The following is a 26,867-nucleotide window of genomic DNA, read 5'->3' as shown; positions in this document are numbered from 1 at the left end:
CGGCGGCGCTCACGCGTTGCGGCCGCCCGAGGAAGAAGCACACCCCGCCGTTCCCACCCACTGTGACGTGTGGCACCATGCGAGCCATTCCCCACCGGCACAGGCCTCACAGGAGACACTCCTAGTGCAGCAATCCGTGGTCCCGGAGCTCGCTCACACCGACACCCGCCCCATGCACTGGCTCGCCACCGCCGCCGCGGTGGCCGGCGTGGTGGCCCTGTCGTCCCTCTTCCAGCCGGGCTCGGCCAAAGCCGCCCAGCCCGAGGCCGGGACCGGGACGAAACCCGCCCCCGCGGCCGCCGCGCCGCCCAGTACCACCGGCGTGGACTTCCCCCTCGACTGCGGCCCGGTGAAGGAGCTGGTCGTCAAGAAGGCCACCGGCGACCTCGACGGCGACGGCAGACCGGAAACCGTGGCGGTGGTCCACTGCGACTCGGCCATGGGCACCCCGCCCGACGGCGTCTACGTCCTCACCCAGGCCGCCGGCGCCACCGCGCCGCGCGTCGTCGCCACCCTCGTCGATCCCAAGGACCGGTACACGGTGACCGACTTCGCCCTGGCCGCGGGGACGGTCACCGCGACGCTGCTCGGCTACTCCTCGGACGACGTGCCCAGTTGCTGCCCGGACGTGAAGACCCGGGCCGGCTGGCACTGGAACGGCCACGCGTTCGTCCGCTCCACCCCGGCGGCCACCGGCGACGTCTGACGGCCGCCCCGGCGCGGGCCCGCCGCACGCGGGGTGGCCGGAAAGTCACTCCGCGTCCGGCCCGAACACCTCGACCCGGTCCGCGACCCGGCGCACGTGGATGCACTCGCCCGGACACTCCTTCGCCGAGTCCACCACGTCGGTGAGCAGCGGCAGCGGCACCGGGACCGTCGCCCCCTTCGCCTGGAGCAGTTCCTCGTCCGGGCCCTTCACATAGGCCAGGCCGTCGATGTCCAGCTCGAACACCTCCGGGGCGTACTGGGCGCAGATCCCGTCGCCCGTACACAGATCCTGGTCGATCCAGACCTCCAGCGCCTCACCGTCGGCCAAGGCCTCCTGCTGCACGGTCATCTCTCCTGCCGTCGAAAGCGCCGGACCACCGGCCCCGGGACCACCCGGACCCGCCCCGGCGGATGTTGAACGCCCTCGACCCTACCTCCGCGCCCGGGACCCCCACCCCTGCCCCGCGCTCCTCCCCAGGCGCACCCCGCACACCCCCGCGCCCGCGCACACGGCGCGTGCCGCCACGCGGGACGGCGGCGCTCGGCCACCGGACCGATCGACTTGAGCCAACCCACGGCCACCGCGCGCGATCACCCGCACCACCTGTCCGGTTGCTCTGTGTAAGGAAGGCCTCACCGGGGCACAACACCTGAACCGGCACCTGAGCGGACAACTCCGGTCAGTCACGAAGGGTTTTGACCGCTCCAGACCCGGAACACGCCGCTTCTGAATCGCGTTGAGTGGGTATCCACCCGGCACGAGCAAGAACGCAACGGGTGACCGACGACACACCTTGACAGTCTTTGTGATCTAGGGGTTTCAATCGACACCCACCCAGGTAGGGTCTGGAAGCGTCCAGCTCCCCTTGGAGGAGGTGAGGACCGTGGCAGCCCACGACGACGACATGAACCGCGGCATCCGCCCGGGACGAGGGTCCGACGACCCGTCCGGGCAGATCGCCTACCTTGAGCAGGAGATCGCCGTCCTGCGACGCAAGCTCGCCGACTCTCCGCGACACACGAGGATTCTCGAAGAGCGGATCGTCGAGCTACAGACAAACCTGGCCGGCGTGTCCGCCCAGAACGAGCGACTCGCGAACACCCTCCGCGAGGCCCGCGACCAGATCGTGGCCCTCAAGGAGGAGGTCGACCGACTCGCACAGCCGCCGGCCGGCTTCGGTGTCTTCCTGCAAGCCAATGAGGACGGCACCGCCGACATCTTCACCGGCGGCCGCAAACTGCGGGTGAACGTCAGCCCAAGCGTCGACCTGGACGACCTCAGGCGCGGCCAGGAAGTCATGCTCAACGAAGCGCTCAACGTGGTCGAGGCCATGGAGTTCGAGCGCGCCGGTGACATCGTCACCCTCAAGGAGATCCTGGAGGACGGCGAGCGGGCCCTGGTGCTGGGCCACACCGACGAGGAGCGGGTGGTGCGGCTCGCCGAGCCGCTGCTGGACGTGAACATCCGCCCCGGCGACGCCCTGCTCCTGGAGCCGCGCTCCGGCTACGTCTACGAGATCGTGCCCAAGAGCGAGGTCGAGGAACTCGTCCTCGAAGAAGTACCCGACATCGGTTACGAGCAGATCGGCGGCCTCGGCGGCCAGATCGAGGCCATCCGCGACGCCGTCGAGCTCCCCTACCTCTACCCGGACCTGTTCAAGGAGCACGAACTGCGTCCGCCCAAGGGCGTCCTGCTCTATGGGCCGCCCGGATGCGGCAAGACGCTCATCGCCAAGGCCGTCGCCAACTCGCTGGCCAAGAAGGTCGCCGAGGTCACCGGCCAGGCCGCGGGCAAGAGCTTCTTCCTCAACATCAAGGGCCCCGAGCTCCTGAACAAGTACGTCGGCGAGACCGAGCGGCAGATCCGCCTCGTCTTCCAGCGTGCCCGGGAGAAGGCCAGCGAGGGCACCCCCGTCATCGTCTTCTTCGACGAGATGGAGTCCCTCTTCCGCACCCGTGGCTCCGGGGTCAGCTCGGACGTCGAGAACACGATCGTCCCCCAGCTGCTCGCCGAGATCGACGGTGTCGAGGGCCTTCAGAACGTGGTCGTCATCGGTGCCTCCAACCGCGAGGACATGATCGACCCCGCGATCCTGCGCCCCGGCCGGCTCGACGTGAAGATCAAGATCGAGCGTCCCGACGCCGAGGCCGCCAAGGACATCTTCGGCAAGTACCTCACCGAGCGCCTCCCACTGCACTCCGACGACCTCGGAGAGCACGGCGGCAGCAAGGCCACCACCGTCGAGAGCATGATCCAGACGGCCGTGGAACACATGTACGCCGAATCCGAGGAGAACCGCTTCCTGGAAGTCACCTACGCCAACGGCGACAAGGAAGTCCTCTACTTCAAGGACTTCAACTCGGGCGCGATGATCGAGAACATCGTCGGCCGTGCCAAGAAGATGGCGATCAAGGACTTCCTCGACCACAACCAGAAGGGTCTCCGCGTCTCCCACCTCCTCCAGGCCTGCGTGGACGAGTTCAAGGAGAACGAGGACCTGCCCAACACCACGAACCCCGACGACTGGGCCCGGATCTCCGGAAAGAAGGGCGAACGGATCGTCTACATCCGTACCCTCATCACCGGAAAGCAGGGTGCCGACACGGGGCGCTCCATCGACACGGTGGCGAACACCGGGCAGTACCTGTAAAACACAGGGCGGCTGCGGGTGCCCTCACCGGGTACCCGCAGCCCACTGTTTTTCCGGCCAAAACCGGAACCGAGGCGAGCAAGGCAATGACGCAAATGATCTCCCCACCAGCGCAAAGGCGTTCTAGGCTCTTTCCTACCGCCGAATCGCGCAGTGCGGGGACGGGCACCGCACACGCACCGGAGCGCCAGCGGTACGCGAGCGCAGCCCACGACCGAGGGCTCCGCCGGGCAAGGAGGGCCGCATGACCGTACGGCGAGTAATGGGCATCGAGACGGAGTACGGCATCTCCGTGCCCGGCCACCCCAACGCCAATGCCATGCTCACCTCATCCCAGATCGTCAACGCCTACGCGGCGGCGATGCACCGGGCCCGACGAGCCCGCTGGGACTTCGAGGAGGAGAACCCGCTGCGGGACGCCCGAGGCTTCGACCTCGCCCGCGAGGCCGCCGACGCCAGCCAGCTCACCGACGAGGACATCGGCCTCGCCAACGTCATCCTCACCAACGGCGCCCGCCTCTACGTCGACCACGCGCACCCGGAATACAGCGCCCCCGAGGTCACCAACCCCCGCGACGCCGTCCTCTGGGACAAGGCCGGCGAACGCATCATGGCCGAGGCCGCCGAGCGGGCCGCCCAGCTCCCCGGTGCCCAGCCCATCCACCTCTACAAGAACAACACCGACAACAAGGGCGCCAGCTACGGCACGCACGAGAACTACCTGATGAAGCGGGAGACCCCGTTCTCGGACATCGTGCGCCACCTCACGCCCTTCTTCGTCTCCCGGCAGGTCGTCACCGGCGCCGGCCGCGTCGGCATCGGCCAGGACGGCCACGAGCACGGGTTCCAGCTCAGCCAGCGCGCGGACTACTTCGAGGTCGAAGTGGGCCTGGAGACCACGCTCAAGCGCCCGATCATCAACACCCGCGACGAGCCGCACGCGGACGCGGAGAAGTACCGCCGGCTGCACGTGATCATCGGCGACGCGAACCTGTCGGAGATCTCGACCTACCTCAAGCTCGGCACCACGGCCCTGGTCCTCTCCATGATCGAGGACGGCTTCATCGCGGTGGACCTGGCGGTCGACCAGCCGGTACGGACGCTGCACCAGGTCTCCCACGACCCGACGCTCAAGCGTCTCGTCACCCTCCGCAGCGGGCGCACGCTCACCGCCGTCCAGCTCCAGATGGAGTACTACGAGCTCTCGCGCAAGTACGTGGAGGAGCGTTACGGCGCCGACGCGGACGAGCAGACCAAGGACGTCCTCGCCCGCTGGGAGGACACCCTGAACCGCCTGGAGAACGACCCCATGAGCCTCGCCGGGGAACTCGACTGGGTGGCCAAGAAGGAGCTCATGGAGGGCTACCGACGCCGCGACGACCTGGACTGGGACGCCGCCAAGCTCCACCTCCTCGACCTCCAGTACGCCGACGTGCGCGCCGAGAAGGGCCTCTACAACCGCCTCGTGGCCCGGGGCCGCATCAAGCGTCTCCTGACGGAGACCGACGTCGAGCGGGCCCGTACGAACCCGCCCGAGGACACCAGGGCCTACTTCCGGGGCCGCTGCCTCGAGCAGTACGCCGACGACGTCGCCGCGGCCAGCTGGGACTCGGTCATCTTCGACCTCCCCGGCCGCGACTCCCTCCAGCGCGTTCCAACCCTGGAACCGCTACGCGGAACGCGAAATCACGTCAAGGAGCTCCTGGACCGCTGTCGCACCGCAGAAGACCTGGTCAGGGTCCTCTCCGGCGGCTGAGCGGGCCCACGGGCCGTACCGGGCGGACGGGTCAAAATCCCGCCGCCCGGGAATCATCGAGATGGCCCCCGTACGTTGGAGAAACTGCGGGGCCGATGTCGGATCCGGCTTGTAGGGTCTGATCATCACCGATCGGCAGGAAAGCCGACCTGTCGACCATGTCGGGCGAACTGAGCGGGGTGAGGGTTATGGCAACCAAGGACACCGGCGGCGGGCAGCAGAAGGCGACGCACTCCACCGAGGAGGTCGAGGAGCAGGCGCCGGAGGCGCAGGCTTCCGAGGACCTCAAGGAGCGGCACGAGAAGCTGAGCGACGACGTCGACTCGGTGCTCGACGAGATCGACGACGTGCTCGAGGAGAACGCGGAGGACTTCGTGCGGTCCTTCGTTCAAAAGGGTGGTCAGTAAGCCCCTTCCCCTTCGATTCGAGGGGCGAGCGAGGAACCGGGGTGTCGGGGGAAGACGGGTGCGAAGCGCTGCGCGCGGTGCGGGGAGCAGAGCCGCGCGCAGCCTTCGTGGTCACAGGTGCGGCCCGGCCGGGAAGCCGGGGAAGGCGCACTCGCCGGGGGCCGTGTGCGGACCCGGCGCGATCCGCTTCGATGCCTCGCCCGTTCATGTGGATCACCGCCACCGGGCGGGTAGGGTCCGAGACGTACTGTGCTCCAACCGCAATTCGGCCATCGGCACACTGAGGGACACGCCCGACGCCGCTCGCCGGGCCGCTGCCTATCCGGAAGGAAACTTGTGGAAGCCAACACTCGTAGCACCGGGCGTCTGCCAGCTGCCTTCCTGACGCCTGGGTCCTCCTCGTTCATGGACTTTCTCGGCGAGCACCAGCCGGAGCTGCTGCCCGGCAAGCGGCAGTTGCCGCCCACCCAGGGCGTGATCGAGGCGCCGCACGGGACGACGATCGTCGCGGTCACCTTCCCCGGGGGCGTCGTCCTGGCCGGTGACCGCCGGGCCACCATGGGCAACGTGATCGCCCAGCGCGACATCGAGAAGGTTTTCCCGGCCGACGAGTACTCGGCCGTCGGCATCGCCGGCACCGCCGGTCTCGCCGTGGAGATGGTGAAGCTCTTCCAGCTGGAGCTGGAGCACTTCGAGAAGGTCGAGGGCGCCCAGCTGTCCCTCGAGGGCAAGGCGAACCGCCTGTCGACGATGATCCGCTCCAACCTCGGCATGGCCATGCAGGGACTGGCCGTCGTCCCGCTGTTCGCCGGGTTCGACGTGGACCGGGCCAAGGGCCGGATCTTCTCGTACGACGTGACGGGCGGCCGTTCCGAGGAGCACAACTTCGCGGCGACGGGCTCCGGCTCGATCTTCGCGCGCGGTGCGATGAAGAAGCTGTTCCGCGACGACCTGTCCGAGGAGCAGGCGACCACACTGGTCGTACAGGCCCTGTACGACGCGGCTGACGACGACTCGGCGACGGGTGGTCCCGATGTCGCCCGCCGGATCTACCCGATCATCACCGTGATCACCGAGGACGGCTTCCGCCGGCTCACCGAGGACGAGGCCTCCGAGCTGTCCCGTGCCGTGCTGGCGCGCCGTCTGGAGGAGCCGGACGGCCCGCGCGCGGCGCTGCTCTGAGGCGCTCGGCGCTTGTTGTGAAGGTGATCCCAGTGACTTCGACGGAACCCTAAGGAAGGGGACGGATACCGGTGTCGACGCCGTTCTATGTCTCACCTCAGCAGGCCATGGCGGACCGTGCCGAGTACGCCCGCAAGGGCATCGCGCGCGGTCGCAGCCTGGTGGTGCTCCAGTTCGCCGACGGCATCGTGTTCGTCGGTGAGAACCCGTCCCGCGCGCTGCACAAGTTCAGCGAGATCTACGACCGGATCGGCTTCGCGGCCGCCGGCAAGTACAACGAGTACGAGAACCTGCGGATCGGCGGCGTGCGGTACGCGGATCTGCGTGGTTACACCTATGACCGTGACGACGTGACGGCGCGTGGCCTCGCCAACGTGTACGCGCAGACGCTGGGCACGATCTTCTCGTCGGCGGCGGAGAAGCCGTACGAGGTGGAACTGGTCGTGGCCGAGGTCGGGGAGACCCCGGAGGGCGACCAGATCTACCGGCTGCCGCACGACGGTTCCATCGTGGACGAACACGGTTCGGTGGCCGTCGGTGGCAACGCGGAGCAGATCAGCAGCTACCTGGACCGTGAGCACCGGGAGGGCATGACCCTCGCCGAGGCCCTGAAGCTGGCCGTGACGGCGCTGTCGCGCGAGTCGAACGGCACGCAGCGGGAGATCCCCGCCGAGCGTCTGGAGGTGGCGGTCCTGGACCGTACGCGTCCGCAGCAGCGCAAGTTCAGGCGGATCGTCGGCCCGCAGCTGTCCCGGCTGCTGGAGGCCGCGGGCCCGGCGACGGCCGCCGAGGCGGAGGAGTCCGGCGGGGACGTCGAGTAGCCCTCCGAACCGTTTCGCGCTCCGCGCCCCGTCCGGGGAGTCCCCGGGCGGGGCGCGGGCGTGTGTCAGGAGGCTCGTGGGGGCGCTGTGGAGCCTCGTACGACGAGTTCCACGGGGATGTCCCCGGCCTCGGGGTCACGGCCTTCCAGGACGGCCAGGAGGGCCCGCATGCCGTGTTCGCCGAAGCGTTCCGCGTCGAGCCGCACGGTGGTGAGCTCGGGGTCGATGGCGGTGGCGAGGGCGAGGTCGTCGAGGCCGGTGACGGAGATGTCGTCGGGGACGCGCAGGCCGAGGCGGCGCAGGGCCTTGTAGGCGCCGGCGGCCAGCTTGTCGTCGTCGCAGACGAGGGCGGTGGGATGGAGGCCGGGAGCGGCGAGGGCGGCCTCGGTGGCGGCCAGCGCCCCTTCGATGGAGATGGGGGCGCGGACGGTCCGTACGGTGGCGCCCGGGACCCGGGCCGTGTGCGCCGCCAGTTCCCGGGCGCGCACCTCGAAGGTCCAGGAGGCGACGTCCGCGGCGAGGTGCAGGAAGCGCCGGTGGCCGAGGCCCAGCAGGTGCTCGGCGACCTGGCGCACGCCGTCGGCGATGTCCAGGTTCACCGTGGCGGCGCCGAGGCTGCCCGCCGGATCGCTGTCGAGCATGACCAGCGGGAGCTGGTCGCCGCGGATCGCGGTGAGGGCGTCGGCGGCCATCGAGGAGGCGATGACGCCGTCGAGGGCGGCCTGGGCGGAGGCGAAGGGGTCGCGGGCCGGGCCGATGCCCTCGGGGGAGGGGTAGAGGACGACTCCGAAGCCGTGCTCGGCGGCCACCCTGGCGGCGCCGGTGTAGACGCCCGCGAAGAACTCGGTGGTGAGCGCGGGGACGACGAGGAGCACCGTGCGGGTGTGGCCGAGGCGGAGGTTGCGAGCGGCCAGGTTGGGGCGGTAGCCGAGGTCGCGGGCGGCCTCGCGGACCCGTTCGGCGGTGGTCTCGGAGACGCGGCCGCGCCACTTGTCGCCGAGCACCAGGGAGACGGCGGCCTGGGAGACGCCGGCGGCCTGGGCGACGTCGCGGCTCGTGGGGCGCGTACTGCTGCGTGCCACCGGGGGTGCGCTCCTTCGTCTGGACGTGTGAACAGCGCACATGGTACGTATGGGCGAAGAGGTTATACGTAAAACTTGGAGGCGGGTCATGGCCGCGGGGTACCTGGAGATCCTCAGGGCGAGGCACGCGGCCCGGCTGCTGACGGGGACGCTGGTGGGGCGGTTGCCGAACGCGACCGCGGCCCTCGCGATCGTGCTGTTCGTGCGGGCGCAGGGCGGCACGTACAGCCTCGCCGGGGCGCTGGCGGCGGTGTACGGCGTGGCGAACGCGGTGGGGCAGCCGGTGCTCGGACGGCTGGTGGACCTGTACGGGCAGCCGCGCGTCCAGTTGCCCGCCGCCCTCGCGTCGGCGCTCGCGATGGCCGGGTTCGCCTTCGCGGGCACCGGGACGCTGCCGCTCGCCTACGCGGCCGTCGCGACGGCCGGGCTGTTCACCCCGCCCCTGGAGGGCGGCCTCCGGGCCCTGTGGCCCCAGGTGCTCGGCGGCGAGGAGCGCGTGCACACGGCGTACGCGATGGACGCGGTGGCCCAGGAAGTCATGTTCACGGCCGGGCCGTTGCTGGTGACGTTGTGCGTGTCGCTGTGGTCGGCGCAGGCGGCGCTGCTGGTGGTGAACGCGGTGGGGGTGCTGGGGGCGCTGTCCGTGGTGGTCTCCGCGCCTTCGCGGACGTGGCGTTCGGCGCCGCGCGAGGCGCACTGGCTGGGGGCGCTGCGCTCCCGGGGGCTGCTGGCGCTGCTGGCCGCGTTCTTCTTCGTGGGCATGGCGCTGGGCTCCATCACGGTGGCGTCGGTGCCGTACGCCGACGACCACGGCGGTGCCGCGGTCTACGGCTGGCTGATGGCCGCCCTGGGGCTCGGCGCGCTGCTCGGGGGCGCGGTGTACGGGGCGCGGCAGTGGCCGGGCGAGCCGGCCCGGCGACTGCGGGTCCTGGTGGCGCTTCTGGCGGTGTGTTACCTGCCGCTGATGCTGATGCCCGGCGCGGTGGCCATGGTGGCGCTCACGGTGCTCGCGGGCGTGTTCCTGGCCCCGGCCATCGCGTGCGCGTTCGTGCTGGTGGACCGGCACGCGCCGAGCGGCACGGTCACCGAGGCGTTCTCCTGGCTCGTGACGACGTTCACCGTGGGTTCGTCGGTGGGAACGGGCCTCGCGGGGCCGGTCGTCGAGGCGGGCGGGGCGCTCTGGGGGTTCGCGCTGCCGGCGGTGGCGGGGGGTGTGTCGTTGCTGGTCCTGGTGGTCACGGGGCGGGTCCTCGCAGCTCCCGGTGGGGGCGCGGTGGTTGCCGCCGGTTCGGAAAATGATCCAAATCGTGCTGCCGAACCCCGTTTCAGCTCGGGGGATCGGGCGTAATGTTCAGTCATGGACCGCCGCATTTTCGGGCTGGAGAACGAGTACGGCGTCACGTGCACGTTCAGGGGACAGCGCCGCCTGTCGCCTGACGAGGTGGCGCGGTACCTCTTCCGCCGTGTCGTGTCATGGGGCCGTAGCAGCAATGTCTTTCTGCGGAACGGCGCCCGGCTGTATCTCGACGTGGGCTCACATCCGGAATACGCGACACCCGAATGTGACAACGTGACCGAACTGGTCACTCACGACAAGGCCGGCGAGCGCATTCTCGAAGGGCTGTTGGTGGACGCCGAACGACGCCTGCACGAGGAGGGAATCGCGGGCGACGTCTACCTCTTCAAGAACAACACGGACTCGGCGGGCAACTCCTATGGTTGCCACGAGAACTATCTGGTGGCGCGGCACGGGGAGTTCTCCCGCCTCGCGGACATCCTCATCCCGTTCCTGGTGACCCGGCAGCTGCTGTGCGGCGCGGGGAAGGTGTTGCAGACCCCGCGCGGTGCGGTGTACTGCGTGAGCCAGCGGGCGGAGCACATCTGGGAGGGCGTGTCGTCGGCGACGACACGTTCCCGGCCGATCATCAACACGCGGGACGAACCGCACGCGGACGCCGAGCGGTACCGCCGGCTGCACGTCATCGTGGGCGACTCGAACATGTCCGAGACGACGATGCTGCTGAAGGTCGGCGCCACCGACCTGGTGCTGCGCATGATCGAGGCGGGCACGGTGATGCGTGACCTGACCCTGGAGAACCCGATCCGGGCGATCCGCGAGGTCAGCCATGACATCACGGGCCGGCGCAAGGTGCGTCTCGCCAGCGGCCGGGAGGCCTCGGCGCTGGAGGTGCAGCGGGAGTACTACGAGAAGGCCGTGGACTTCTGCGAGCGGCGCGGTATCCGCACCGGCACCGTCGAGCAGGTGCTGGAGCTGTGGGGCCGCACCCTGGACGCGATCGAGGCGGAGGATCTGGACCGGATCGGCACCGAGATCGACTGGGTGATGAAGTACAAGCTCATCGAGCGGTACCGGGCCAAGCACAACATGACCATGTCCCATCCGCGGGTGGCGCAGATAGACCTCGCTTATCACGACATCCACCGTCGTCGGGGTCTGTATTACCTCCTGGAGAAGAAGGGACAAGCCGCGCGGATCTGCAATGACTTGAAGATCTTCGAGGGTAAGTCGGTGCCGCCGCAGACGACTCGGGCGCGGCTGCGCGGGGACTTCATCCGGCGGGCCCAGGAACAGCGGCGGGACTTCACGGTCGACTGGGTGCATCTGAAGCTCAACGACCAGGCGCAGCGCACCGTGTTGTGCAAGGACCCGTTCCGTTCCGTGGACGACCGGGTGGAGAAACTCATCGCCGGTATGTGATCGGAAGCCGTGGAACGCCACACGGGCGCCGTACGTTTCCCGTACGGCGCCCGTGTCGCGTCGTAGAGTTGCGCGCACGCCATCCGCAAGATCGACCGATTACGAGGCTCTTCCGTGCGCCGACGCTCTCTTCTCCTTGCCGCCGTTCCCGCAGGACTGGTCACACTCGCCGGGTGCGGTGACGACTCGTCCTCCTCCAGCAAGGCCACTGCGTCGCCGTCGGCCTCCGCCTCCTCGGTGCCGCCACCGAAGATCGTGGACGGCCCGCTGCCGGCGATCACGGCGGGCACGAAGTTCGACGAGAAGCCGACGGTGTCCAAGGGCAGCGGTGATCCGTCGGAGAACCTGGCGGTGAAGACCGTGATCGCGGGGGGCGGCAAGGCCGTCGCGGAGAACGACTTCATCCAGGCCAACTACCTCGGGCAGATCTGGTCCACGGCGAAGGTCTTCGACCAGTCCTACGACCGTACGCCGCTGGTGATGCAGCTGGCGCAGGGCAGCATCATCGACGGCTGGCGGTACGCGCTGGCCGGGAAGAAGGTGGGCAGCCGGGTCCTGATGGCGGTGCCGCCCAAGTGGGGATACGGCACCTCGGGCAACTCCCAGGCGGGCATCAAGGGCACGGACACGCTCGTGTTCGTGGTGGACGTGCTGGCCTCGTTCAACTCCCGGAGCTCCAGCACGGGCAAGGAGGTCGCGCAGAGCGACGCCGCGCTGCCGAAGGTGGGCACGAACACGGACGGCAAGGCCCCGTCGATCGAGATCCCCAAGGCCGACCCGCCGAAGAAGCTGGTGTCGGCCTACGTCCTGGAGGGCGACGGGCCGCAGGTGCAGGCCTCGCAGACGATCCTGTGCCAGTTCAAGGGCGTGGTCTGGGACGGCGGCAAGACCTTCGAGCAGACGTACGACAGCGGGCGGCTGAGCCAGTTCTCGGTGGCCCAGATGCAGGAGGTCGTCAAGGGGCTGGCCCAGGGGATCACCGGGAAGAAGGTGGGCAGCCGGGTGCTGGTCGTCGTACCGCCGGACCTGGCCTACGGGAACAACCCGCCGAGCGGTGGTGTCGTGAAGAAGGGGTCCACGCTGGTGTTCTCGGTGGACATCCTGGCGGCGATGTAGTCGGGCGGGCACCGGGGCGGCGGGGATGAAAGACTGTCCGGGTTCCGTGTCGTACACAAGCAGGAGCTAGAGACGTGAGCATCGACAAGCCCGAGATCGACTTCCCTGGCGGCGAGCCCCCGGCCGACCTGGAGATCAAGGACATCTGGGAAGGCGAGGGCGAGGTGGCCCAGGCGGGCCAGACCGTCACCGTGCACTACGTGGGTGTCGCGTTCAGCACCGGCGAGGAGTTCGACGCCAGCTGGAACCGTGGCACGCCGTTCCGCTTCCCGCTGGGCGGTGGCCGGGTCATCAAGGGCTGGGACCAGGGCGTGCAGGGCATGAAGGTCGGCGGCCGCCGCCAGCTGACCATCCCGGCCCACCTCGCCTACGGCAACCAGAGCCCGACGCCGGCGATCCAGCCCGGCGAGACGCTGATCTTCGTCGTGGATCTGCTCGGGGTCTGATCTTCCCTGGTCGGCGCCCTCGGGCGCGGACCGTTTCCGGCCGGACACCGGCCGGTCGAGGGCTCGCGCCGTCCGCGCGGGCCCTCGTTTCTGTCATGTCCTGTCCGTTTCGGTCCTGGATGTTCGGACTGGCTTTTGCCGTGACGCTCCGGAGCGGTACGGTCATCGGTCAGGAGCACCATAGGGAAGGCGAAGGGCGTCGATGGCCATTGCCAAGGCCGAGCGGCTGATGAACCTGGCGCTGTGCCTGCTGGGGACGCGGCGACCGCTCAGCAAGCGTGAGCTGCGGGAATCCATCGAGGCCTACCTCGAAGCGGGATCGGACGACTCCTTCAACCGGATGTTCGAGCGGGACAAGGACGATCTCCGTGAACTCGGCCTGGTGATCGAGACCGTCGAGAACCTGGACGGCGAGGTCGGCTACCTCGCGCGCCGCGACAGCAACCGGCTGCCCCCCATCACCCTGGACGCCGAGGAGGCCGCCGCCCTCGGGCTGGCCGCCAAGGTCTGGCAGCAGGCCCGGCTGGCCGGCGCGGCCAGCGGCGCACTACAGAAGCTGCGGGCGGCGGGGATCCCCGAGGACGTCGACCCGTACGAGGCGCACGGCGCCCTGGAACCGCGCATCCCCGTGCACGAGGCCGCCTTCGAACCGCTGATGCTGGCCTGCCGCGACCGCCGCCCGGTCGTCTTCGACTACCGCAAGGCCACCGCCGCCCACCCCGAGCCCCGGCATGTGGAGCCCTGGGCCCTGGAGTGCTGGCGCGGCCACTGGTACCTGGCGGGCTGGGACCGGGACCGCGGCGCCGAGCGGGTGTTCCGGCTGTCGCGGATCACCGGACGGGTCCGTTCCCGGGGCACCGGCTTCACCGTGCCGGTCCCGGACGTCGTCACCGTGCGCGAGACCGTCGCGAGCTGGGCCGGGGAGATCGCCGACCGCTCCGCCCTGATCCGGCTGCGGTCCGGCGCCGGCTACCCCCTTCGGGCGAAGGCCACGGCGGTGCGGGAACTCGGTGACGGGTGGGACGAGTTGGAGATTCCGTACGGGCACGGTCTGGACGCCTGGCTGGTCGAGTTCGCGGCGGACGTGATGGTCCTGGAGCCGGCCGAGCTGCGTGCGGACGTGGTGGACCGGCTGCGTGCCGTGGCCAAGGGCTGAGGGGGAGCGGAGCAAGACAGTGGCAGGCAAACCGGTCAGGCCCGTCAGCGCCATCGACCAGACCCGGCGGATGCTGTCCCTGGTGACCTATCTGCGCGAGCGCCCCGGCGCCCGGATCGCGGACGTCGCCCGGGCGTTCGGCATCACGGAGGACGAGCTGGTCTCCGACCTCGACGTGCTGCCCATGTGCGGCACCAGCTTCCGGGGCGGTGACCTGCTGGACATCGACACCGACGGCGAGCGGATCTGGTGGCACAACGCCGCCGCGCTCGGCGAGGAGGCCGCCGAACCGCTCCGGCTCGCCGCCGACGAGGCGACCGCGCTCCTGGTCGCCGCCCGCGCCGTGGCCACCCTGCCCGGACTGCGCGAGGGCGACCGGCAGGCGCTGCTGCGGGCCACCGCCAAGGTGGAGACCGCGGCCGGCGAGGCGGGCGACGCCAGCGCCCGGCTGTCGGTGACCTTCGAGTCCGAGGGCGGCGTCTTCGCCGACGTCGACCGGGCGATCTCCGAGCGCCGCCGGCTGTGGATCCGCTACTACTCGCCGGCCCGTGACGAGGTCACCGAACGCGAGATCGACCCCATCCGCCTGGTCAGCGTCGGCCACACCTATGTGGAGGCCTGGTGCCGGCGCTCCGAGGCCCGCCGCACCTTCCGGCTCGACCGGGTGGCGGAGATCAAGATCCTGGACGAGCCGTCCGCGCCCCCGGAGATCGAGCTGCGCGACCTGTCCGAGGCGCTGGTGCAGCCGGCCGCCGAGGACCCCGAGGTGGTCGTGGAGGTCGGCCCGGGCGGCCGCTGGGTCGCCGAGTACTACCCGCACGACAGCGCGGATGAGCTTCCCGACGGCGGACTGCGTATTACTCTGCGCACCCCCGATCCGGCCTCCCTGCGCCGGCTGGCGCTCAGGCTCGGCGGCGACGGCCGGATCGTGGCACCGCCCGAGCTGGCCGAGAGCGCCAGCCGGGCGGCCCGCGAGGCACTGGCGGCGTACGACCGTGGCGTGGTCGCCGATCAGCAAGGGCGTGAGTGAGCCGCAGGGCGAGGGCGCCCCGGAGGCGAACGACCAACATGGAGGGGCGAGGGATTTGAGCGAGTCTTCGGGTTCCGGCGCGGGGGAGATCACGGTCGCGGCCGCATTCGCCGGGATGAGAAGAGTGGTCCCCGTGGTGTTCCGGGCCGGCTGCCCGGACTGCCGGGGCAGCTTCGAGCTCGCCGCGAGCGCCCTGCGCCTGGCCATCGGAGCCACCAGCAAGACGACGTTCTACTCCTTCACGTGCCCCGACTGCGGGGCCGCCGTCCGCAAGCCCGCCGGCGAGCGGATCGTCGAGCTGCTCACCGGCGGCGGGGTCAAAACCCTGCGGCTGCACCCCACGGTCTAGGCTCGGGGCATGTTCTGGGCGATGATCGCGGTAGCCGTGGGGTTCGTGGGTCTCGCCGTGCTCGGCGTCCTGGCCGTGCGGGTCTTCCTGGAGGCACGGCGGCTGGGAGCGCAGGTCACGGAGTCGGCGCGGCGCATCAACCGGGCCGCGGAGGACCTGGAGCGGGCGGCCGAGAGCGCCGCCCGGACTGTCGACGCACTGTGACGCCCCCTGTGAAGGCGATGTGAGTAGTGGGCCTGAAGCGGTTTGCGTCACTTCGCCCTGTCATGCCGAGCACCCCGACGGGTACGCTGCTGCTCGCGGCACGGAGAACGAGGCCCGTTCCGCGGACCGGGAGTACGCACGGGGATTGCCTCACGTTTACCCCTGAGCGTTACGATCGCTGAGAGCACGATCACTCGGACGTATGTCCGACCGATCGGACAGCACCCCACCCAGCCGCCTCGGTGAGAAGGTAAAGACTTATGTTCGGAAGGCTCGGAGCCCCCGAGATCATTCTCATCCTTGTCGTCGTCATCCTGCTGTTCGGCGCGAAGAAGCTTCCGGACATGGCCCGCTCGCTCGGCAAGTCCGCGCGCATCCTCAAGAGCGAGGCCAAGGCGATGAAGGAAGACGGCAGCACCACTTCCCAGGCGCCCGCCTCCGGCGAGCAGCCCCCGGCCCAGCGCACCATCCAGGCGTCCCCCGGTGACGTGACCAGCTCCCGCCCGGTCAACGAGCCGTCGGACACCACCCAGCGCTGACGCAAGGCCGGTAACCCCCGGCCTGCCGCATGAGATGAGGACGTGGGTTGCCCAAGTCTGCCCGCAAACAGGAGAAGGATCCCGAGGGGCGGATGCCTCTCGCGGATCACCTTCGCGAGCTCCGCAACCGGCTCGCGAAGGCCATGCTGGCCATCATCGTCATCACGGTGGTCGCCGCCTTCTTCTACAACAACATCATCGACTTCCTCACCAAGCCGATCCTCGAATCCGTCGGTTGCGCGCACACCTTCTCGGAGATGAACAAGACCACCGGTGACGAGCAGTGCGCCCAGATCACCATCAACGGTCTGCTCGCGCCCTTCACGCTCGCCCTCCAGGTCTCCCTGATGGCCGGCGTGGTCTTCGCCTCCCCGGTCTGGCTGTACCAGCTGTGGGCCTTCGTCGCCCCCGGCCTGCACCGGCACGAGAAGAAGTACGCCTACGCGTTCGTCGGCACCGGCGTCCCGCTCTTCTTCGCCGGCGCCTTCTTCGCGTACAAGGTCCTGCCGACCACCGCGAAGGTGCTCATCGGCTTCACCCCGCACGGGGTCAGCAACCTGCTGCCGCTCGACGACCTGCTGCAACTGGTCACCCGCATGGTGATCGTCTTCGGTCTCTCCTTCGAGCTGCCGCTGCTCCTGGTGATGCTCAACCTCACCGGCATCATCACCGGCAAGCGGATGCTCGGCTGGTGGCGCGCGATGATCCTCGGCATCACCGTCTTCGCCGCCGTCGCCACCCCGAGCACCGACCCGCTCTCCATGCTGGCGCTCGCCGGGCCGATCTGGGTGCTGTACTTCGGCGCGGTCGCCTTCTCCCTCCTCAACGACCGGCGCAAGCGCCGTCGCGACGAGGACGGACTCGACGACGACGAGGCCTCCGACCTCGACCTCACACCCGAGGACGTCGGCGAGATCGAGACCGTCACCGCGAGCCGCGCCCTCCCCGAGGCCGGACCGGACCGGGTCAACGGCTATGACGACGTGACCTGACGGACACCGTCACCAGCACCAGGAGGTGCCCGCGTCCCAGGACGCGGGCACCTCTTCGTCGTCCGCTGTCCCATGTTCCGGATAATGATCGTCCTGTTGTCAGTGGGGACCGGTACGCTCGAAAGCACGATGACAGAGGATCTCTCACCGGCCGAGCGGTATGCGGCGGCCCGCAGGCGGGCCGCCGAGCAGGCCACCGCGCTCGCGTCGTTCCGCGAGATGTACGACTTCGGCCTCGACCCCTTCCAGATCGAGGCCTGCCAGGCCCTGGAAGCCGGAAAGGGCGTCCTGGTGGCCGCCCCCACCGGCTCCGGCAAGACGATCGTGGGCGAGTTCGCCGTCCACCTCGCCCTCATGCAGGGCAAGAAGTGCTTCTACACGACACCCATCAAGGCGCTGTCCAACCAGAAGTACGCAGACCTCTGCCGCCGCTACGGAGACGGCATGGTCGGCCTGCTCACCGGCGACAACAGCATCAACCCGGACGCCGCCGTGGTCGTCATGACCACCGAGGTCCTGCGGAACATGCTGTACGCGGGCTCCGGGACGCTCATCGGCCTCGGCTACGTGGTCATGGACGAGGTCCACTACCTCTCCGACCGTTTCCGCGGCGCCGTCTGGGAAGAAGTGATCATCCACCTCCCGGAGTCCGTGACGCTGGTGTCGCTGTCGGCGACCGTCTCCAACGCCGAGGAGTTCGGCGACTGGCTCGACACCGTCCGCGGTGACACCGAGGTCATCGTCTCCGAGCACCGCCCCGTCCCGCTGTTCCAGCACGTCCTCGCCGGACGCCGGATGTACGACCTGTTCGAGGAGGGCGAGGGGCACAAGAAGGCCGTCAACCCCGACCTCGCCCGGCTGGCCCGGATGGAGGCACAGCGTCCGTCGTACCAGGACCGCAGACGTGGCCGGTCCATGCGCGAGGCCGACCGGGAGCGGGAACGCCGGCAGCGCTCCCGGGTGTGGACCCCGGGCCGCCCCGAAGTCATCGAACGGCTCGACAACGAGGGCCTGCTGCCCGCCATCACCTTCATCTTCAGCCGTGCCGCCTGTGAGGCCGCCGTCCAGCAGTGCCTGTACGCGGGGCTCAGGCTCAACGACGACGAGGCACGGGAGAGGGTGCGGGAACTCGTCGAGGAGCGCACCTCGTCCATCCCGCCCGAGGACCTGCACGTCCTCGGCTACTACGAATGGCTCGAGGGCCTGGAGCGGGGCATCGCCGCCCACCACGCAGGCATGCTCCCCACCTTCAAGGAGGTCGTCGAGGAACTCTTCGTACGCGGCCTGGTCAAGGCCGTGTTCGCCACCGAGACCCTCGCGCTCGGCATCAACATGCCCGCCCGTTCGGTGGTGTTGGAGAAGCTCGTCAAGTGGAACGGCGAGCAGCACGCCGACATCACCCCCGGTGAGTACACGCAGCTGACGGGCCGTGCGGGCCGGCGGGGCATCGACGTCGAGGGCCATGCGGTGGTGCTGTGGCAGCGCGGGATGAGCCCCGAGCACCTCGCCGGACTCGCGGGCACCCGCACCTATCCGCTGCGGTCCAGCTTCAAGCCCTCGTACAACATGGCGGTCAACCTGGTCGAGCAGTTCGGGCGGCACCGCTCCCGGGAACTGCTGGAGACCTCGTTCGCGCAGTTCCAGGCCGACAAGTCGGTCGTCGGGATCTCCCGGCAGGTGCAGCGCAACGAGGAAGGGCTCAGCGGCTACAAGGAGTCCATGACCTGCCACCTCGGCGACTTCGAGGAGTACGCGCGCCTGCGGCGCGAGCTGAAGGACCGGGAGACCGAACTGTCCCGGCAGGGCGCGGCCCAGCGGCGCGCCGAGGCGGCCGTGGCCCTGGAGAAGCTCAAGCCGGGCGATGTCATCCACGTGCCGACGGGCAAGTACGCCGGGCTCGCGCTGGTCCTCGACCCCGGGCTGCCCGCCGGCCGGTCCAACGGCCACCGCGGCTTCGAACAGCACGACGGGCCGCGCCCGCTGGTGCTGACCGCCGAACGGCAGGTCAAGCGGCTGGCGTCGATGGACTTCCCGGTGCCCGTCGAGGCGCTGGAGCGGATGCGGATCCCCAAGTCCTTCAACCCCCGTTCCCCGCAGTCCCGTCGGGACCTCGCCTCCGCACTGCGCACCAAGGCCGGGCACATCCCGCCGGAGCGGGCCCGCAAGAAGCGGTCGCAGGCGGCCGACGACCGCGAGATCGCCCGACTGCGCACGGCGATCCGCGCCCACCCCTGCCACGGGTGCAACGACCGCGAGGACCACGCCCGTTGGGCGGAGCGCTACCACCGGCTGATGCGGGACACCTCACAGCTGGAGCGGCGCATCGAGGGGCGGACCAACACCATCGCCCGGACCTTCGACCGGATCGTGGCCCTGCTGACCGAGCTGGACTACCTGCGCGGGGACGAGGTCACCGAACACGGCAAGCGGCTCGCCCGGCTCTACGGCGAACTGGACCTGCTCGCCAGCGAATGCCTGCGGGCGGGTGTGTGGGAGGGGCTCGGCCCCGCCGAACTCGCCGCGTGTGTCTCCGCGTTGGTGTACGAAGCGCGCGCCGGGGACGACGCGATGGCCCCGAAGGTGCCGTCCGGCAAGGCCAAGGCCGCGCTCGGCGAGATGGTGCGGATCTGGGGGCGCCTCGACGCCCTGGAGGAGGAGTTCCGCATCAACCAGACCGAGGGCGTCGGGCAGCGCGAGCCCGACCTGGGCTTCGCCTGGGCCGTGTACATGTGGGCCTCCGGCACGGGACTGGACGAGGTGCTGCGCGAGGCCGAGATGCCCGCGGGGGACTTCGTGCGGTGGTGCAAGCAGGTCATCGACGTGCTGGGGCAGTTGTCCGCGGCGGCGCCGGCGGGTGAGGGGTCGACGGTGGGGAAGACGGCGCGCAAGGCCGTCGATCTGGTGCTGCGGGGGGTTGTGGCCTACTCGTCGGTGGGGTGATCGCCGAGCGGTGCGTGCGGGTGCGTGGGGGCTGATCGCGCGGTTCCCCGCACCCCTGACGGGGCGCTGTCCTCGGCTCCTGCCAAGAAGGCGCGCCAGCCTCCGTACCGGGTGATGTCCTCGGCGTCCGTCAGCGCGTCCGGTTCGCACAGGAAGCCGGCGGCGGTGGTGCCGTCCGCCAGTTCCACCGTGCCCAGGGTCATCGGGCGGGGGAGACTCGCCAGCAGGCGGCCCAGGCCCTCCGCCGGGAGGGTCCACACCTCCGTCTCGATCGCCGCGCCGCCCCCGCCCACGTGCACCAGGCCGGGCTTGGGCGGGTCGGTCCGCAGGGCGTGGAAGCGGTACGCCGGGGCCGTGGTCGTGGTGCCGTCCAGTACCGCGCCCTGCGCCAGCAGCTGGGAGTTGAGGGGCTGGCCCGTCAGATGGGCGCCCAGGACCGCCAGCCGCACCCGCGGCTCCAGGGAGCGGGCGATCGCGGCCAGGCGCTCGTCCGTGAACGCCGGGCCGATCAGCATCACGCCGAACGGGAGACCGTTCACCTCGCCGGCCGGAACCGCCACCGCCGCCAGGTCGAAGAGGTTGGTCGAGTTGGTGAAGCGGCCCAGGCGGGCGTTGGCGCCCAGCGGGTCGGCCGCCACCTCCGCCAGGGTCGGGTGGCCGGGGGCGGTGGGGAGAAGAAGGGCGTCCGCGTCGGACAGCTCGGCCAGGGCACGGGCGCGCAGGTCCGCGAGGCGCTCCTGGTCGGCGAAGAGCCGGTGCGCCGGGATGTCACGGGCCCGGGTGATGATGCCGGCCACGGTGGGATCCAGACCCTCCCCGCCCGATGAGATCAACTTGTCGACAAAGGGACCCACTGCCGTGTAGCGCTCCGCGACGAACGCGCCCTCGTAGAGCATCGCCGCCGCCTCCGTGAAGGGGGTGAGATCGAGGGTGCGGACCGAGGCGCCCGCGGCGGTCAGGCGGGCCACCGCCGCCTCGTAGGCCGCCACCCAGCCCTCGTCGAGCTCACCGAGCTGTCCGATCGGCGGGACGGCGACGCGCCAGGGGCCTGGACGGCGCCGGGGGAGCGGCGGGAGCGCATGCTCCGGCCCGGCCGCGGCATGGCTCAGCGCCTGCTCGGCCTCCGCCAGGGTGCGGGCGAACACCGTCACGCAGTCGATCGAGGCGCAGGCCGGCACCACCCCCGCCGTCGGCACCAGGCCCCGGGTGGGCTTGAGGCCGACGATGCCGTTGAAAGCGGCCGGGATCCGGCCCGAGCCCGCCGTGTCCGTGCCCAGGGCGAAGTCGACGATCCCCAGGGCGACCGCCACCGCCGAACCCGAACTGGAACCGCCGCTGATCCTCGACGGGTCGATCGCGTTGCGCACGGCGCCGTACGGGGAGCGGGTGCCCACCAGGCCGGTCGCGAACTGGTCGAGGTTGGTGGTGCCGAGCACCAGCGCGCCCGCCGCTCGCAACCGGGCCACCACGGGGGCGTCGGCCGCCGGCTCGTACGCGTACGCCGGACAGCCCGCCGTCGTGGGCAGCCCACGGACGTCGATGTTGCCCTTGGCGGCGAACAGGCGCCCCGCCAGGGGGAGCCGCTCCCCGGCGGCCACCCGTTCGTCGATCGCGCGGGCCTCCGCCTCGGTCTCCTCCCGCGGGCGCAGGTCGATCCAGATCTCGGGGCGGCCGACCGCTTCGACGCGCGCGTAGGCGGCCCGGACACGGGAGAGGGTGCTGGACATGTTGTTCGCTCCTCGGGGTCAGTTCGCGGCCGGGGCGAGGACGAGCAGCGCCGTGCCGGCCTCCACCTGGTCGCCGGGCCGGGCCAGGATCTCCGTCACCACACCGGCCATCGGCGCGTGCACCCTGGACTCCATCTTCATCGCCTCCAGGGCGAGCAGCGGCTGACCGGAGGTCACCTCGTCGCCCGGCCGGACGTTCAACTGCCATACGGAGGCGGCGAACTCGGCCTCTATCAGCCGGCCGCCCGGCGGTACGGACACCTCCGTCGGCGCGGCGGCGGGGGCCGTGGCCGCGGCCGCCCGTGCGAACTCGCCCGCCGCCTCCCAGGCATCGCGTTCCCCGGTGAACGCCTTCTGCTGACGTGACCTGAACTCCGCGATCGCGTCGGCGTGTTCCGCGAGGAAGCCCTGGTATGACGCCAGGGAGAAGGTCCCCTCCTCGACGCGCGGCACGAACCTGCCGGAGGTGATGTCGGCCCGCAGGTCGAGGAGTTCCTCCGCGGTCACCGGATACCACCTGATCCGGTCGAAGAACCGCAGCAGCCACGGCGAGCCCGGCTCGAACGCGCCCCGCTGCTGCCACCCCGACCAGACCTGGGTGGTGCGGCCCACGAACTGGTAGCCGCCCGGGCCCTCCATGCCGTAGACGCAGAGATAGGCGCCGCCGATGCCGACCGAGTTCTCGGCGGTCCAGGTGCGGGCCGGGTTGTACTTCGTGGTGACCAGGCGGTGGCGCGGGTCGAGCGGGGTGGCGACCGGGGCGCCCAGGTACACGTCGCCGAGGCCCAGCACGAGGTACTCCGCGTCGAAGACCGTGCGGTACACGTCCTCGACCGAGTCCAGGCCGTTGATCCGGCGGATGAACTCGATGTTCCACGGGCACCAGGGCGCGTCGTCGCGGACCCCCGCCATGTAGCGGGCGATCGCCTCCCGGGTCGCCGGGTCGTCCCAGGAGAGCGGGAGGTGGACCGTGCGGGAGGGGACCACCAGTTCGGCGGTGGGCGGCAGGCCCGAGACGATCTCCCGGATGACGGGCAGGAGTCCGGACTGGGGCAGGACGGCCGGGTCCGTCCGGATCTGGAGCGAGCGGATACCGGGGGTGAGGTCCGTGACCCCGGGCAGGGCCGCCGCCGTCACCGCCTCCATCAGCGCGTGGACGCGCATGCGGAGCGCCAGGTCCAGCTGCATCGGGCCGAACTCGACCAGCAGGTTGTCGTCGCCGCTGCGCCGGTAGGTGACGTCCCCGTCGCGGGCCAGCACACCGCCGTCGACGATCTCGGGGCGGGGCGCTCCCGTCACGTCGACCGGGGTGAAGCGGACCGTGTCGCCGGGGCGGAGCTGGCCGAGCTTCCAGCGTTCGCCGCTCAGGACGGTCGCCGGGCACACGAAACCGCCCAGCGAGGGACCGTCGGGGCCGAGCAGGACCGGCATGTCGCCGGTGTAGTCGACGGCGCCGACCGAGTACGGGGTGTCATGGATGTTGGACGGGTGCAGGCCCGCCTCTCCGCCGTCGGTGCGCGCCCAGCGCGGCTTGGGCCCCACCAGCCGGACCCCGGTGCGCGCCGAGTTGAAGTGCACCTTCCACTCGGCGGCGTAGAAGTCACGGATGTCGTCCTCGGTGAAGAACTCCGGTGCGGCGTGCGGGCCTTCGACGGCCGCGAGGTGCCAGACGGTGGTGAGGCGCGGGCGTTCGGCCACCGGCTCGCCCGCTGTCACGGCGCCGCCGTGCAGGACGTCACCCGTGCGCAGCGCCCGTCCGCCGTGCCCGCCGAACCGGCCCAGCGTGAAGGTGCTCGCACTGCCCAGGAAGGCCGGGACGTCCAGGCCGCCGCCGGCGAACAGCACGTAGGTGCGCAGGCCGTGCCCGGCGGGGGCGCCGACCTCCAGCAGCCCGCCCGCCGGGACCGTCACCGGTTCCCACTGGGCGACGGGGATGCCGTCGACGGCCACCGGCGCCGGGGCGCCGGTCACACAGACGGTCGTGGCGTGGGTGAAGCGCAGCGACGGGCCCTGGAGGGTGCACTCCAGGCCGGGCGCGCCTTCCGGGTTGCCGAGCGCACGGTTGCCGAGGCGGAGGGAACGGTCGTCCATCGGGCCGCTCGGGGGCACGCCCACCTGCCAGTAGCCGGTGCGCCCCGGCCAGTCCTGGACCGTGGTGACGGTGCCGGCCGAGACGACCTCGATCCGCGGGGTGGGATCGGTGACCGTGGCGAGGGTCGCCGTGGAGTGGGCGGCGGCGCGGAAGCCGGGTTCGGTGAGCGCGGCGCGCACCAGGCCCAGGTTGGTCTCGATGCCGTCGACCCGGGTGCGGGCCAGCGCCTCGTCCAGCTTGCGCAGCGCCCCCGCGCGGTCGGGGCCGTGCGCGATCACCTTCGCGAGCATCGGGTCGTACGACGTCGTCACCTCGGTGCCGGTCTCCACCCAGCCGTCGACGCGTACGTCCTCCGGGAACTCCACCCGGGTCAGCAGCCCGGCGCTGGGCCGGTGTTCCCGGGACGGGTCCTCGGCGTAGACCCGGGCCTCGACGGCGTGCCCGCGCGGTGCGCCCGGGTCGCGCACGACCTCGGACTCGCCCCGCGCCAGGCGCAGCATCCAGGCGACCAGGTCGACGCCGTAGATCTCCTCGGTGACCGGGTGCTCCACCTGGAGGCGGGTGTTGACCTCGAGGAAGTAGGCCTCCTCGCGGGCCGCGTCGTACACGAACTCGACCGTGCCCGCGGAGCGGTAGCCGACCGAGGCGCACAGTCCGCGGGCGGCGGAGGCGAGCCGGGCACGAACGTGGTCGGGCAGGCCGGGGGCCGGGGCCTCCTCGACGACCTTCTGGTTGCGGCGCTGGAGCGAGCAGTCCCGGTCGCCGAAGGTGACGACCCGGCCCGCGCCGTCGCCGAACACCTGCACCTCGACATGGCGGGCGTGCTCGACCAGGCGCTCCAGGAACACTCCGGCGGAGGAGAAGGAGGCGGCGGCGACCCGCTGCACCCGCTCCCAGGCCTCGGTCAGTTCGGCGGCCGACCGGCAGGCCGACATGCCGATGCCGCCGCCACCGCCGGTGGCCTTGAGCATGACGGGATAGCCGATGGCGGCGGCTGCCCGAAGGGCCTCGTCCGGACCGGAGAGGAGGCCGGTGCCCGGGGCCAGCGGTACCCCGGCCGCCTCGGCCGCCGCCCGTGCCGTGTGCTTGGCGCCGAACAGCTCCAGCTGTTCCGGGGTCGGGCCCACGAACACGATCCCGGCCTCCTCGCAGCGCCGGGCGAACCCGGCGTCCTCGGAGAGGAAACCGTAGCCGGGGTGGATCGCGCCGGCGCCGGTGTCCTTCGCCGCCTTCAGGACCAGGTCGGCGTCGAGGTACGACTCCTTCGCGGGTGCCGGGCCGAGCCGGACCGCCTCGTCGGCCAGGCGTACGTGGGGGGCGGCCCGGTCGGGGTCGGAGTACACGGCGACCGTGCGCAGGCCCAGTTCGCGGGCGGTGCGGATGACGCGGACGGCGATCTCGCCGCGGTTGGCGACGAGCAGGGTGTCGAAGGTCATCCCGCGGCTCCGGTGGTCGTCATCCGCACGGCGGTCGGGTCGAAGCCGTTGCAGGGGTTGTTGATCTGGGGGCAGTTGGAGACCAGGACCAGGACGTCCCGCTCGGCGCGCAGGGTCAGCTTCAGGCCGGGTGCCGAGATGCCGTCGACGATGCCGAGGGTGCCGTCCTTCTCGACGGGCACGTTCATGTACCAGTTGATGTTGGAGACCAGGTCGCGTTTGCCGAGGCCGTGCTTCGCGCCCTCGGCGAGGAAGTTGTCCACGCAGGCGTGCTGGGACCAGGTGTGGTGGCCGTAGCGCAGGGTGTTGGACTCCTTGGAGCAGGCGCCGCCGACCGTGTCGTGCCGGCCGACCTCGTCCTCGGTCACCGTCATCAGCGCGGTGTGCTCGTTGGAGAGCAGGACACTGCCGGTGGTGAGGAAGATGCCGCCCTGGGCGTGGATGGTGTCGGGCGCGCTGTAGCGGACGGCCGTGTCGTGGGCGTCGTAGGCGAGGAAGTCGACGGCCTGGTTGCCGTGCAGGTCGGTGATGGTCAGGGTCTCGCCCGCGCGGATCACGGCGGACCAGGCGGCACGGGCCGGGACGACGGCGGTCTGCGTGCTCGTGCTCATGCGAGCCCCCTGGCGGCGAGGAATCCGGTGGTGTTGAGGAAGGCGCGACGGCCCTCGGGGGTGGCGTCCCACAGGGGGTCGCCGGGTGACGTCGGGGCGGCGCGCCAGGCCAGGATCTCCAGAGGGGTGCTGACGTAGTCGGGGCGCGGGTCGGCCGGGTGCGGCACGTTGGCGATCAGTACGGTCAGGTCCTGCTCGGCGCGGAGCGTGACGCTGCCGCCGGGACCGGCCGAGCCGGTGAAGTCCAGCGTGCCGTCGTCGCGCACCTCCACGCCCTGGAAGAACGACAGGGACGGCGGCAGGTCGCGCGGTTCCAGGCCGTTCTTGGCCGCCGCCAGCTTGAACAGCTCGCGGCCGGCCGGGGACGGCGACTGCGGGGTGCCGTCGCCGTACCGGTCGGTGTTGCGGACCAGGGTGGAGGTGCCGCACAGGGCGTCGTGCCGGCCGGAGGTGTCGGCGACGACGGAGGCCAGGACCCGGCCCTGGTCGGACAGGAGCAGCACGCCCTCGCCCAGGTAGGCGTTCCACTGGACCTTGACGGTGTCGGCGACGTTCAGGCGCTCCCAGGGGCGGCCGTCGGCGTACAGCAGCAGGTGGGCGCAGGCGTCGCCGCGCAGGTCGGTCAGGCGCAGCTCGGTGCCGCGGGCCAGGACGCGGTGCGTGTAGTTGCCGCCCGCCACCGTCTCGGCCCACACCAGGTGGCCGGCCTCGCAGGGCGGGTCGGGCCAGTCGGCGGCCGGTACGACCGGCATCGCGTCGGCGCGGGTGCCCTCCTGGGCGCGGGCGTGCGCCCGGGCTCCGTATGTCGTCGCTGTCGCCATCGCTCGGCCTCCGGTCGCTCGGGCTCGGTTGTTTCTGTCGCCCGACAGAAATTAGGGGCGGGGCGCGTCGGCGGCGTTGCGC

At 70.9% G+C, this 26,867-nt stretch carries 24 protein-coding genes; 18 read left to right on the top strand and 6 right to left on the bottom strand.

Annotated features, from left to right (window positions below; genetic code table 11):
* Positions 1 to 124 precede the first annotated feature (124 nt).
* Positions 125 to 706: a hypothetical protein gene (locus tag AAW13_RS06460; protein ID WP_046734847.1), complete on the top strand. Its 582-nt coding sequence runs from the start codon at positions 125 to 127 to the stop codon at positions 704 to 706.
* 45 nt (positions 707 to 751) lie between these two features.
* Here AAW13_RS06460 and AAW13_RS06455 read toward each other — a convergent pair whose 3' ends face one another.
* Positions 752 to 1,057, bottom strand: a complete 306-nt coding sequence (locus AAW13_RS06455) for a ferredoxin (RefSeq protein ID WP_046734848.1) — start codon at positions 1,055 to 1,057, stop codon at positions 752 to 754.
* 535 nt (positions 1,058 to 1,592) lie between these two features.
* On the opposite strand from AAW13_RS06455, the gene arc reads away from it, so the two are divergent.
* The 6 genes from arc to prcA all read left to right on the top strand — a co-directional run bounded on the left by arc (position 1,593) and on the right by prcA (position 7,525).
* Positions 1,593 to 3,359, top strand: a complete 1,767-nt coding sequence (gene arc, locus AAW13_RS06445; protein WP_071659450.1) for a proteasome ATPase — start codon at positions 1,593 to 1,595, stop codon at positions 3,357 to 3,359.
* Positions 3,360 to 3,603: 244 nt separating this feature from the next.
* Positions 3,604 to 5,115: a depupylase/deamidase Dop gene (dop, locus tag AAW13_RS06440; protein WP_338059040.1), complete on the top strand. Its 1,512-nt coding sequence runs from the start codon at positions 3,604 to 3,606 to the stop codon at positions 5,113 to 5,115.
* A gap of 188 nt (positions 5,116 to 5,303) precedes the next feature.
* A complete protein-coding gene (locus AAW13_RS06435; protein ID WP_046726768.1) occupies positions 5,304 to 5,522 on the top strand; it encodes a ubiquitin-like protein Pup in 219 nt (72 codons plus the stop codon).
* On the top strand, positions 5,512 to 5,907 hold the full coding sequence (locus AAW13_RS47735; protein WP_079178722.1) for an endonuclease domain-containing protein: 396 nt from the start codon (positions 5,512 to 5,514) through the stop codon (positions 5,905 to 5,907). The genes AAW13_RS06435 and AAW13_RS47735 overlap by 11 nt, the downstream gene beginning before the upstream one ends.
* Positions 5,859 to 6,704: a proteasome subunit beta gene (gene prcB, locus AAW13_RS06425; protein WP_046726742.1), complete on the top strand. Its 846-nt coding sequence runs from the start codon at positions 5,859 to 5,861 to the stop codon at positions 6,702 to 6,704. Before AAW13_RS47735 ends, prcB begins: the two co-directional genes overlap by 49 nt.
* 71 nt (positions 6,705 to 6,775) lie before the next feature.
* A complete protein-coding gene (gene prcA, locus AAW13_RS06420; protein WP_046726741.1) occupies positions 6,776 to 7,525 on the top strand; it encodes a proteasome subunit alpha in 750 nt (249 codons plus the stop codon).
* A 65-nt stretch (positions 7,526 to 7,590) separates the two neighbouring features.
* On the opposite strand, the gene AAW13_RS06415 is transcribed toward prcA, so the two are convergent.
* On the bottom strand, positions 7,591 to 8,607 hold the full coding sequence (locus AAW13_RS06415; protein ID WP_046726740.1) for a LacI family DNA-binding transcriptional regulator: 1,017 nt from the start codon (positions 8,605 to 8,607) through the stop codon (positions 7,591 to 7,593).
* 88 nt (positions 8,608 to 8,695) lie between these two features.
* Here AAW13_RS06415 and AAW13_RS06410 point away from each other — a divergent pair, with 88 nt between their 5' ends.
* From AAW13_RS06410 to AAW13_RS06360, 11 genes are all read left to right on the top strand, one after another.
* The gene (locus AAW13_RS06410; RefSeq protein ID WP_046726739.1) at positions 8,696 to 9,955 is read left to right on the top strand and encodes an MFS transporter; all 1,260 of its coding nucleotides are present in this window, start codon (positions 8,696 to 8,698) and stop codon (positions 9,953 to 9,955) included.
* Positions 9,956 to 9,964: 9 nt separating this feature from the next.
* Complete coding sequence (gene pafA / locus AAW13_RS06405; RefSeq protein WP_028801611.1) at positions 9,965 to 11,326, top strand: Pup--protein ligase; 1,362 nt, start codon at positions 9,965 to 9,967, stop codon at positions 11,324 to 11,326.
* Positions 11,327 to 11,440: 114 nt separating this feature from the next.
* A complete protein-coding gene (locus AAW13_RS06400) occupies positions 11,441 to 12,442 on the top strand; it encodes an FKBP-type peptidyl-prolyl cis-trans isomerase (protein WP_046726738.1) in 1,002 nt (333 codons plus the stop codon).
* A 74-nt stretch (positions 12,443 to 12,516) separates the two neighbouring features.
* Positions 12,517 to 12,888 carry an FKBP-type peptidyl-prolyl cis-trans isomerase gene (locus AAW13_RS06395; RefSeq protein WP_046726737.1) on the top strand — a complete coding sequence of 124 codons (372 nt, stop codon included), beginning with the start codon at positions 12,517 to 12,519 and terminating at the stop codon, positions 12,886 to 12,888.
* A 202-nt stretch (positions 12,889 to 13,090) separates the two neighbouring features.
* Positions 13,091 to 14,044: a helix-turn-helix transcriptional regulator gene (locus AAW13_RS06390; protein ID WP_046726736.1), complete on the top strand. Its 954-nt coding sequence runs from the start codon at positions 13,091 to 13,093 to the stop codon at positions 14,042 to 14,044.
* 19 nt (positions 14,045 to 14,063) lie between these two features.
* Positions 14,064 to 15,074: a helix-turn-helix transcriptional regulator gene (locus tag AAW13_RS06385; protein WP_046726735.1), complete on the top strand. Its 1,011-nt coding sequence runs from the start codon at positions 14,064 to 14,066 to the stop codon at positions 15,072 to 15,074.
* A 55-nt stretch (positions 15,075 to 15,129) separates the two neighbouring features.
* On the top strand, positions 15,130 to 15,423 hold the full coding sequence (locus tag AAW13_RS06380; RefSeq protein WP_071659449.1) for a hypothetical protein: 294 nt from the start codon (positions 15,130 to 15,132) through the stop codon (positions 15,421 to 15,423).
* A 9-nt stretch (positions 15,424 to 15,432) separates the two neighbouring features.
* Entirely contained in the window at positions 15,433 to 15,627 is a 195-nt protein-coding gene (locus AAW13_RS06375; RefSeq protein ID WP_046726734.1) for a hypothetical protein, read from the top strand.
* A 260-nt stretch (positions 15,628 to 15,887) separates the two neighbouring features.
* Positions 15,888 to 16,166, top strand: coding sequence for a Sec-independent protein translocase subunit TatA (gene tatA, locus AAW13_RS06370; RefSeq protein WP_046726733.1), 279 nt, complete (start codon positions 15,888 to 15,890; stop codon positions 16,164 to 16,166).
* Between the two features lie 47 nt (positions 16,167 to 16,213).
* Positions 16,214 to 17,158: a twin-arginine translocase subunit TatC gene (gene tatC, locus AAW13_RS06365; RefSeq protein ID WP_071659448.1), complete on the top strand. Its 945-nt coding sequence runs from the start codon at positions 16,214 to 16,216 to the stop codon at positions 17,156 to 17,158.
* Positions 17,159 to 17,242: 84 nt separating this feature from the next.
* Positions 17,243 to 20,098 (top strand): DEAD/DEAH box helicase, encoded by a 2,856-nt coding sequence (locus tag AAW13_RS06360; RefSeq protein ID WP_046726731.1) that lies wholly within the window; start codon positions 17,243 to 17,245, stop codon positions 20,096 to 20,098.
* Here the strand turns inward: AAW13_RS06360 and atzF are convergent.
* The 4 genes from atzF to AAW13_RS06340 are packed head-to-tail and all read right to left on the bottom strand — an operon-like array spanning position 20,080 to position 26,785.
* Positions 20,080 to 21,825 carry an allophanate hydrolase gene (gene atzF, locus AAW13_RS06355; protein ID WP_079178721.1) on the bottom strand — a complete coding sequence of 582 codons (1,746 nt, stop codon included), beginning with the start codon at positions 21,823 to 21,825 and terminating at the stop codon, positions 20,080 to 20,082. The genes AAW13_RS06360 and atzF overlap by 19 nt on opposite strands.
* Before the next feature lie 18 nt (positions 21,826 to 21,843).
* The gene (locus AAW13_RS06350; RefSeq protein ID WP_046726730.1) at positions 21,844 to 25,353 is read right to left on the bottom strand and encodes a 5-oxoprolinase/urea amidolyase family protein; all 3,510 of its coding nucleotides are present in this window, start codon (positions 25,351 to 25,353) and stop codon (positions 21,844 to 21,846) included.
* Entirely contained in the window at positions 25,350 to 25,964 is a 615-nt protein-coding gene (locus AAW13_RS06345; protein WP_046726729.1) for an urea amidolyase associated protein UAAP2, read from the bottom strand. Before AAW13_RS06345 ends, AAW13_RS06350 begins: the two co-directional genes overlap by 4 nt.
* Positions 25,961 to 26,785: an urea amidolyase associated protein UAAP1 gene (locus AAW13_RS06340; protein WP_046726728.1), complete on the bottom strand. Its 825-nt coding sequence runs from the start codon at positions 26,783 to 26,785 to the stop codon at positions 25,961 to 25,963. Before AAW13_RS06340 ends, AAW13_RS06345 begins: the two co-directional genes overlap by 4 nt.
* Between the last annotated feature and the right edge of the window lie 82 nt (positions 26,786 to 26,867).

Source organism: Streptomyces humi (genome assembly GCF_001005085.2).
Taxonomy (GTDB): domain Bacteria; phylum Actinomycetota; class Actinomycetes; order Streptomycetales; family Streptomycetaceae; genus Streptomyces; species Streptomyces humi.
The sequence above is the reverse complement of the archived record's forward strand: the minus strand, read 5'-3'. Positions and strand labels throughout refer to the sequence as shown.

Coding starts and splice junctions, on each gene's coding strand:
- AAW13_RS06455 (WP_046734848.1), bottom strand. CDS start 1,057: ATGACCGTGCAGCAGGAGGCCTTGGCCGACGGTGAGGCGCTGGAGGTC.
- dop (WP_338059040.1), top strand. CDS start 3,604: ATGACCGTACGGCGAGTAATGGGCATCGAGACGGAGTACGGCATCTCC.
- AAW13_RS06435 (WP_046726768.1), top strand. CDS start 5,304: ATGGCAACCAAGGACACCGGCGGCGGGCAGCAGAAGGCGACGCACTCC.
- AAW13_RS06410 (WP_046726739.1), top strand. CDS start 8,696: ATGGCCGCGGGGTACCTGGAGATCCTCAGGGCGAGGCACGCGGCCCGG.
- pafA (WP_028801611.1), top strand. CDS start 9,965: ATGGACCGCCGCATTTTCGGGCTGGAGAACGAGTACGGCGTCACGTGC.
- AAW13_RS06390 (WP_046726736.1), top strand. CDS start 13,091: ATGGCCATTGCCAAGGCCGAGCGGCTGATGAACCTGGCGCTGTGCCTG.
- AAW13_RS06375 (WP_046726734.1), top strand. CDS start 15,433: ATGTTCTGGGCGATGATCGCGGTAGCCGTGGGGTTCGTGGGTCTCGCC.
- tatA (WP_046726733.1), top strand. CDS start 15,888: ATGTTCGGAAGGCTCGGAGCCCCCGAGATCATTCTCATCCTTGTCGTC.
- AAW13_RS06360 (WP_046726731.1), top strand. CDS start 17,243: ATGATCGTCCTGTTGTCAGTGGGGACCGGTACGCTCGAAAGCACGATG.
- atzF (WP_079178721.1), bottom strand. CDS start 21,825: ATGTCCAGCACCCTCTCCCGTGTCCGGGCCGCCTACGCGCGCGTCGAA.
- AAW13_RS06350 (WP_046726730.1), bottom strand. CDS start 25,353: ATGACCTTCGACACCCTGCTCGTCGCCAACCGCGGCGAGATCGCCGTC.
- AAW13_RS06345 (WP_046726729.1), bottom strand. CDS start 25,964: ATGAGCACGAGCACGCAGACCGCCGTCGTCCCGGCCCGTGCCGCCTGG.
- AAW13_RS06340 (WP_046726728.1), bottom strand. CDS start 26,785: ATGGCGACAGCGACGACATACGGAGCCCGGGCGCACGCCCGCGCCCAG.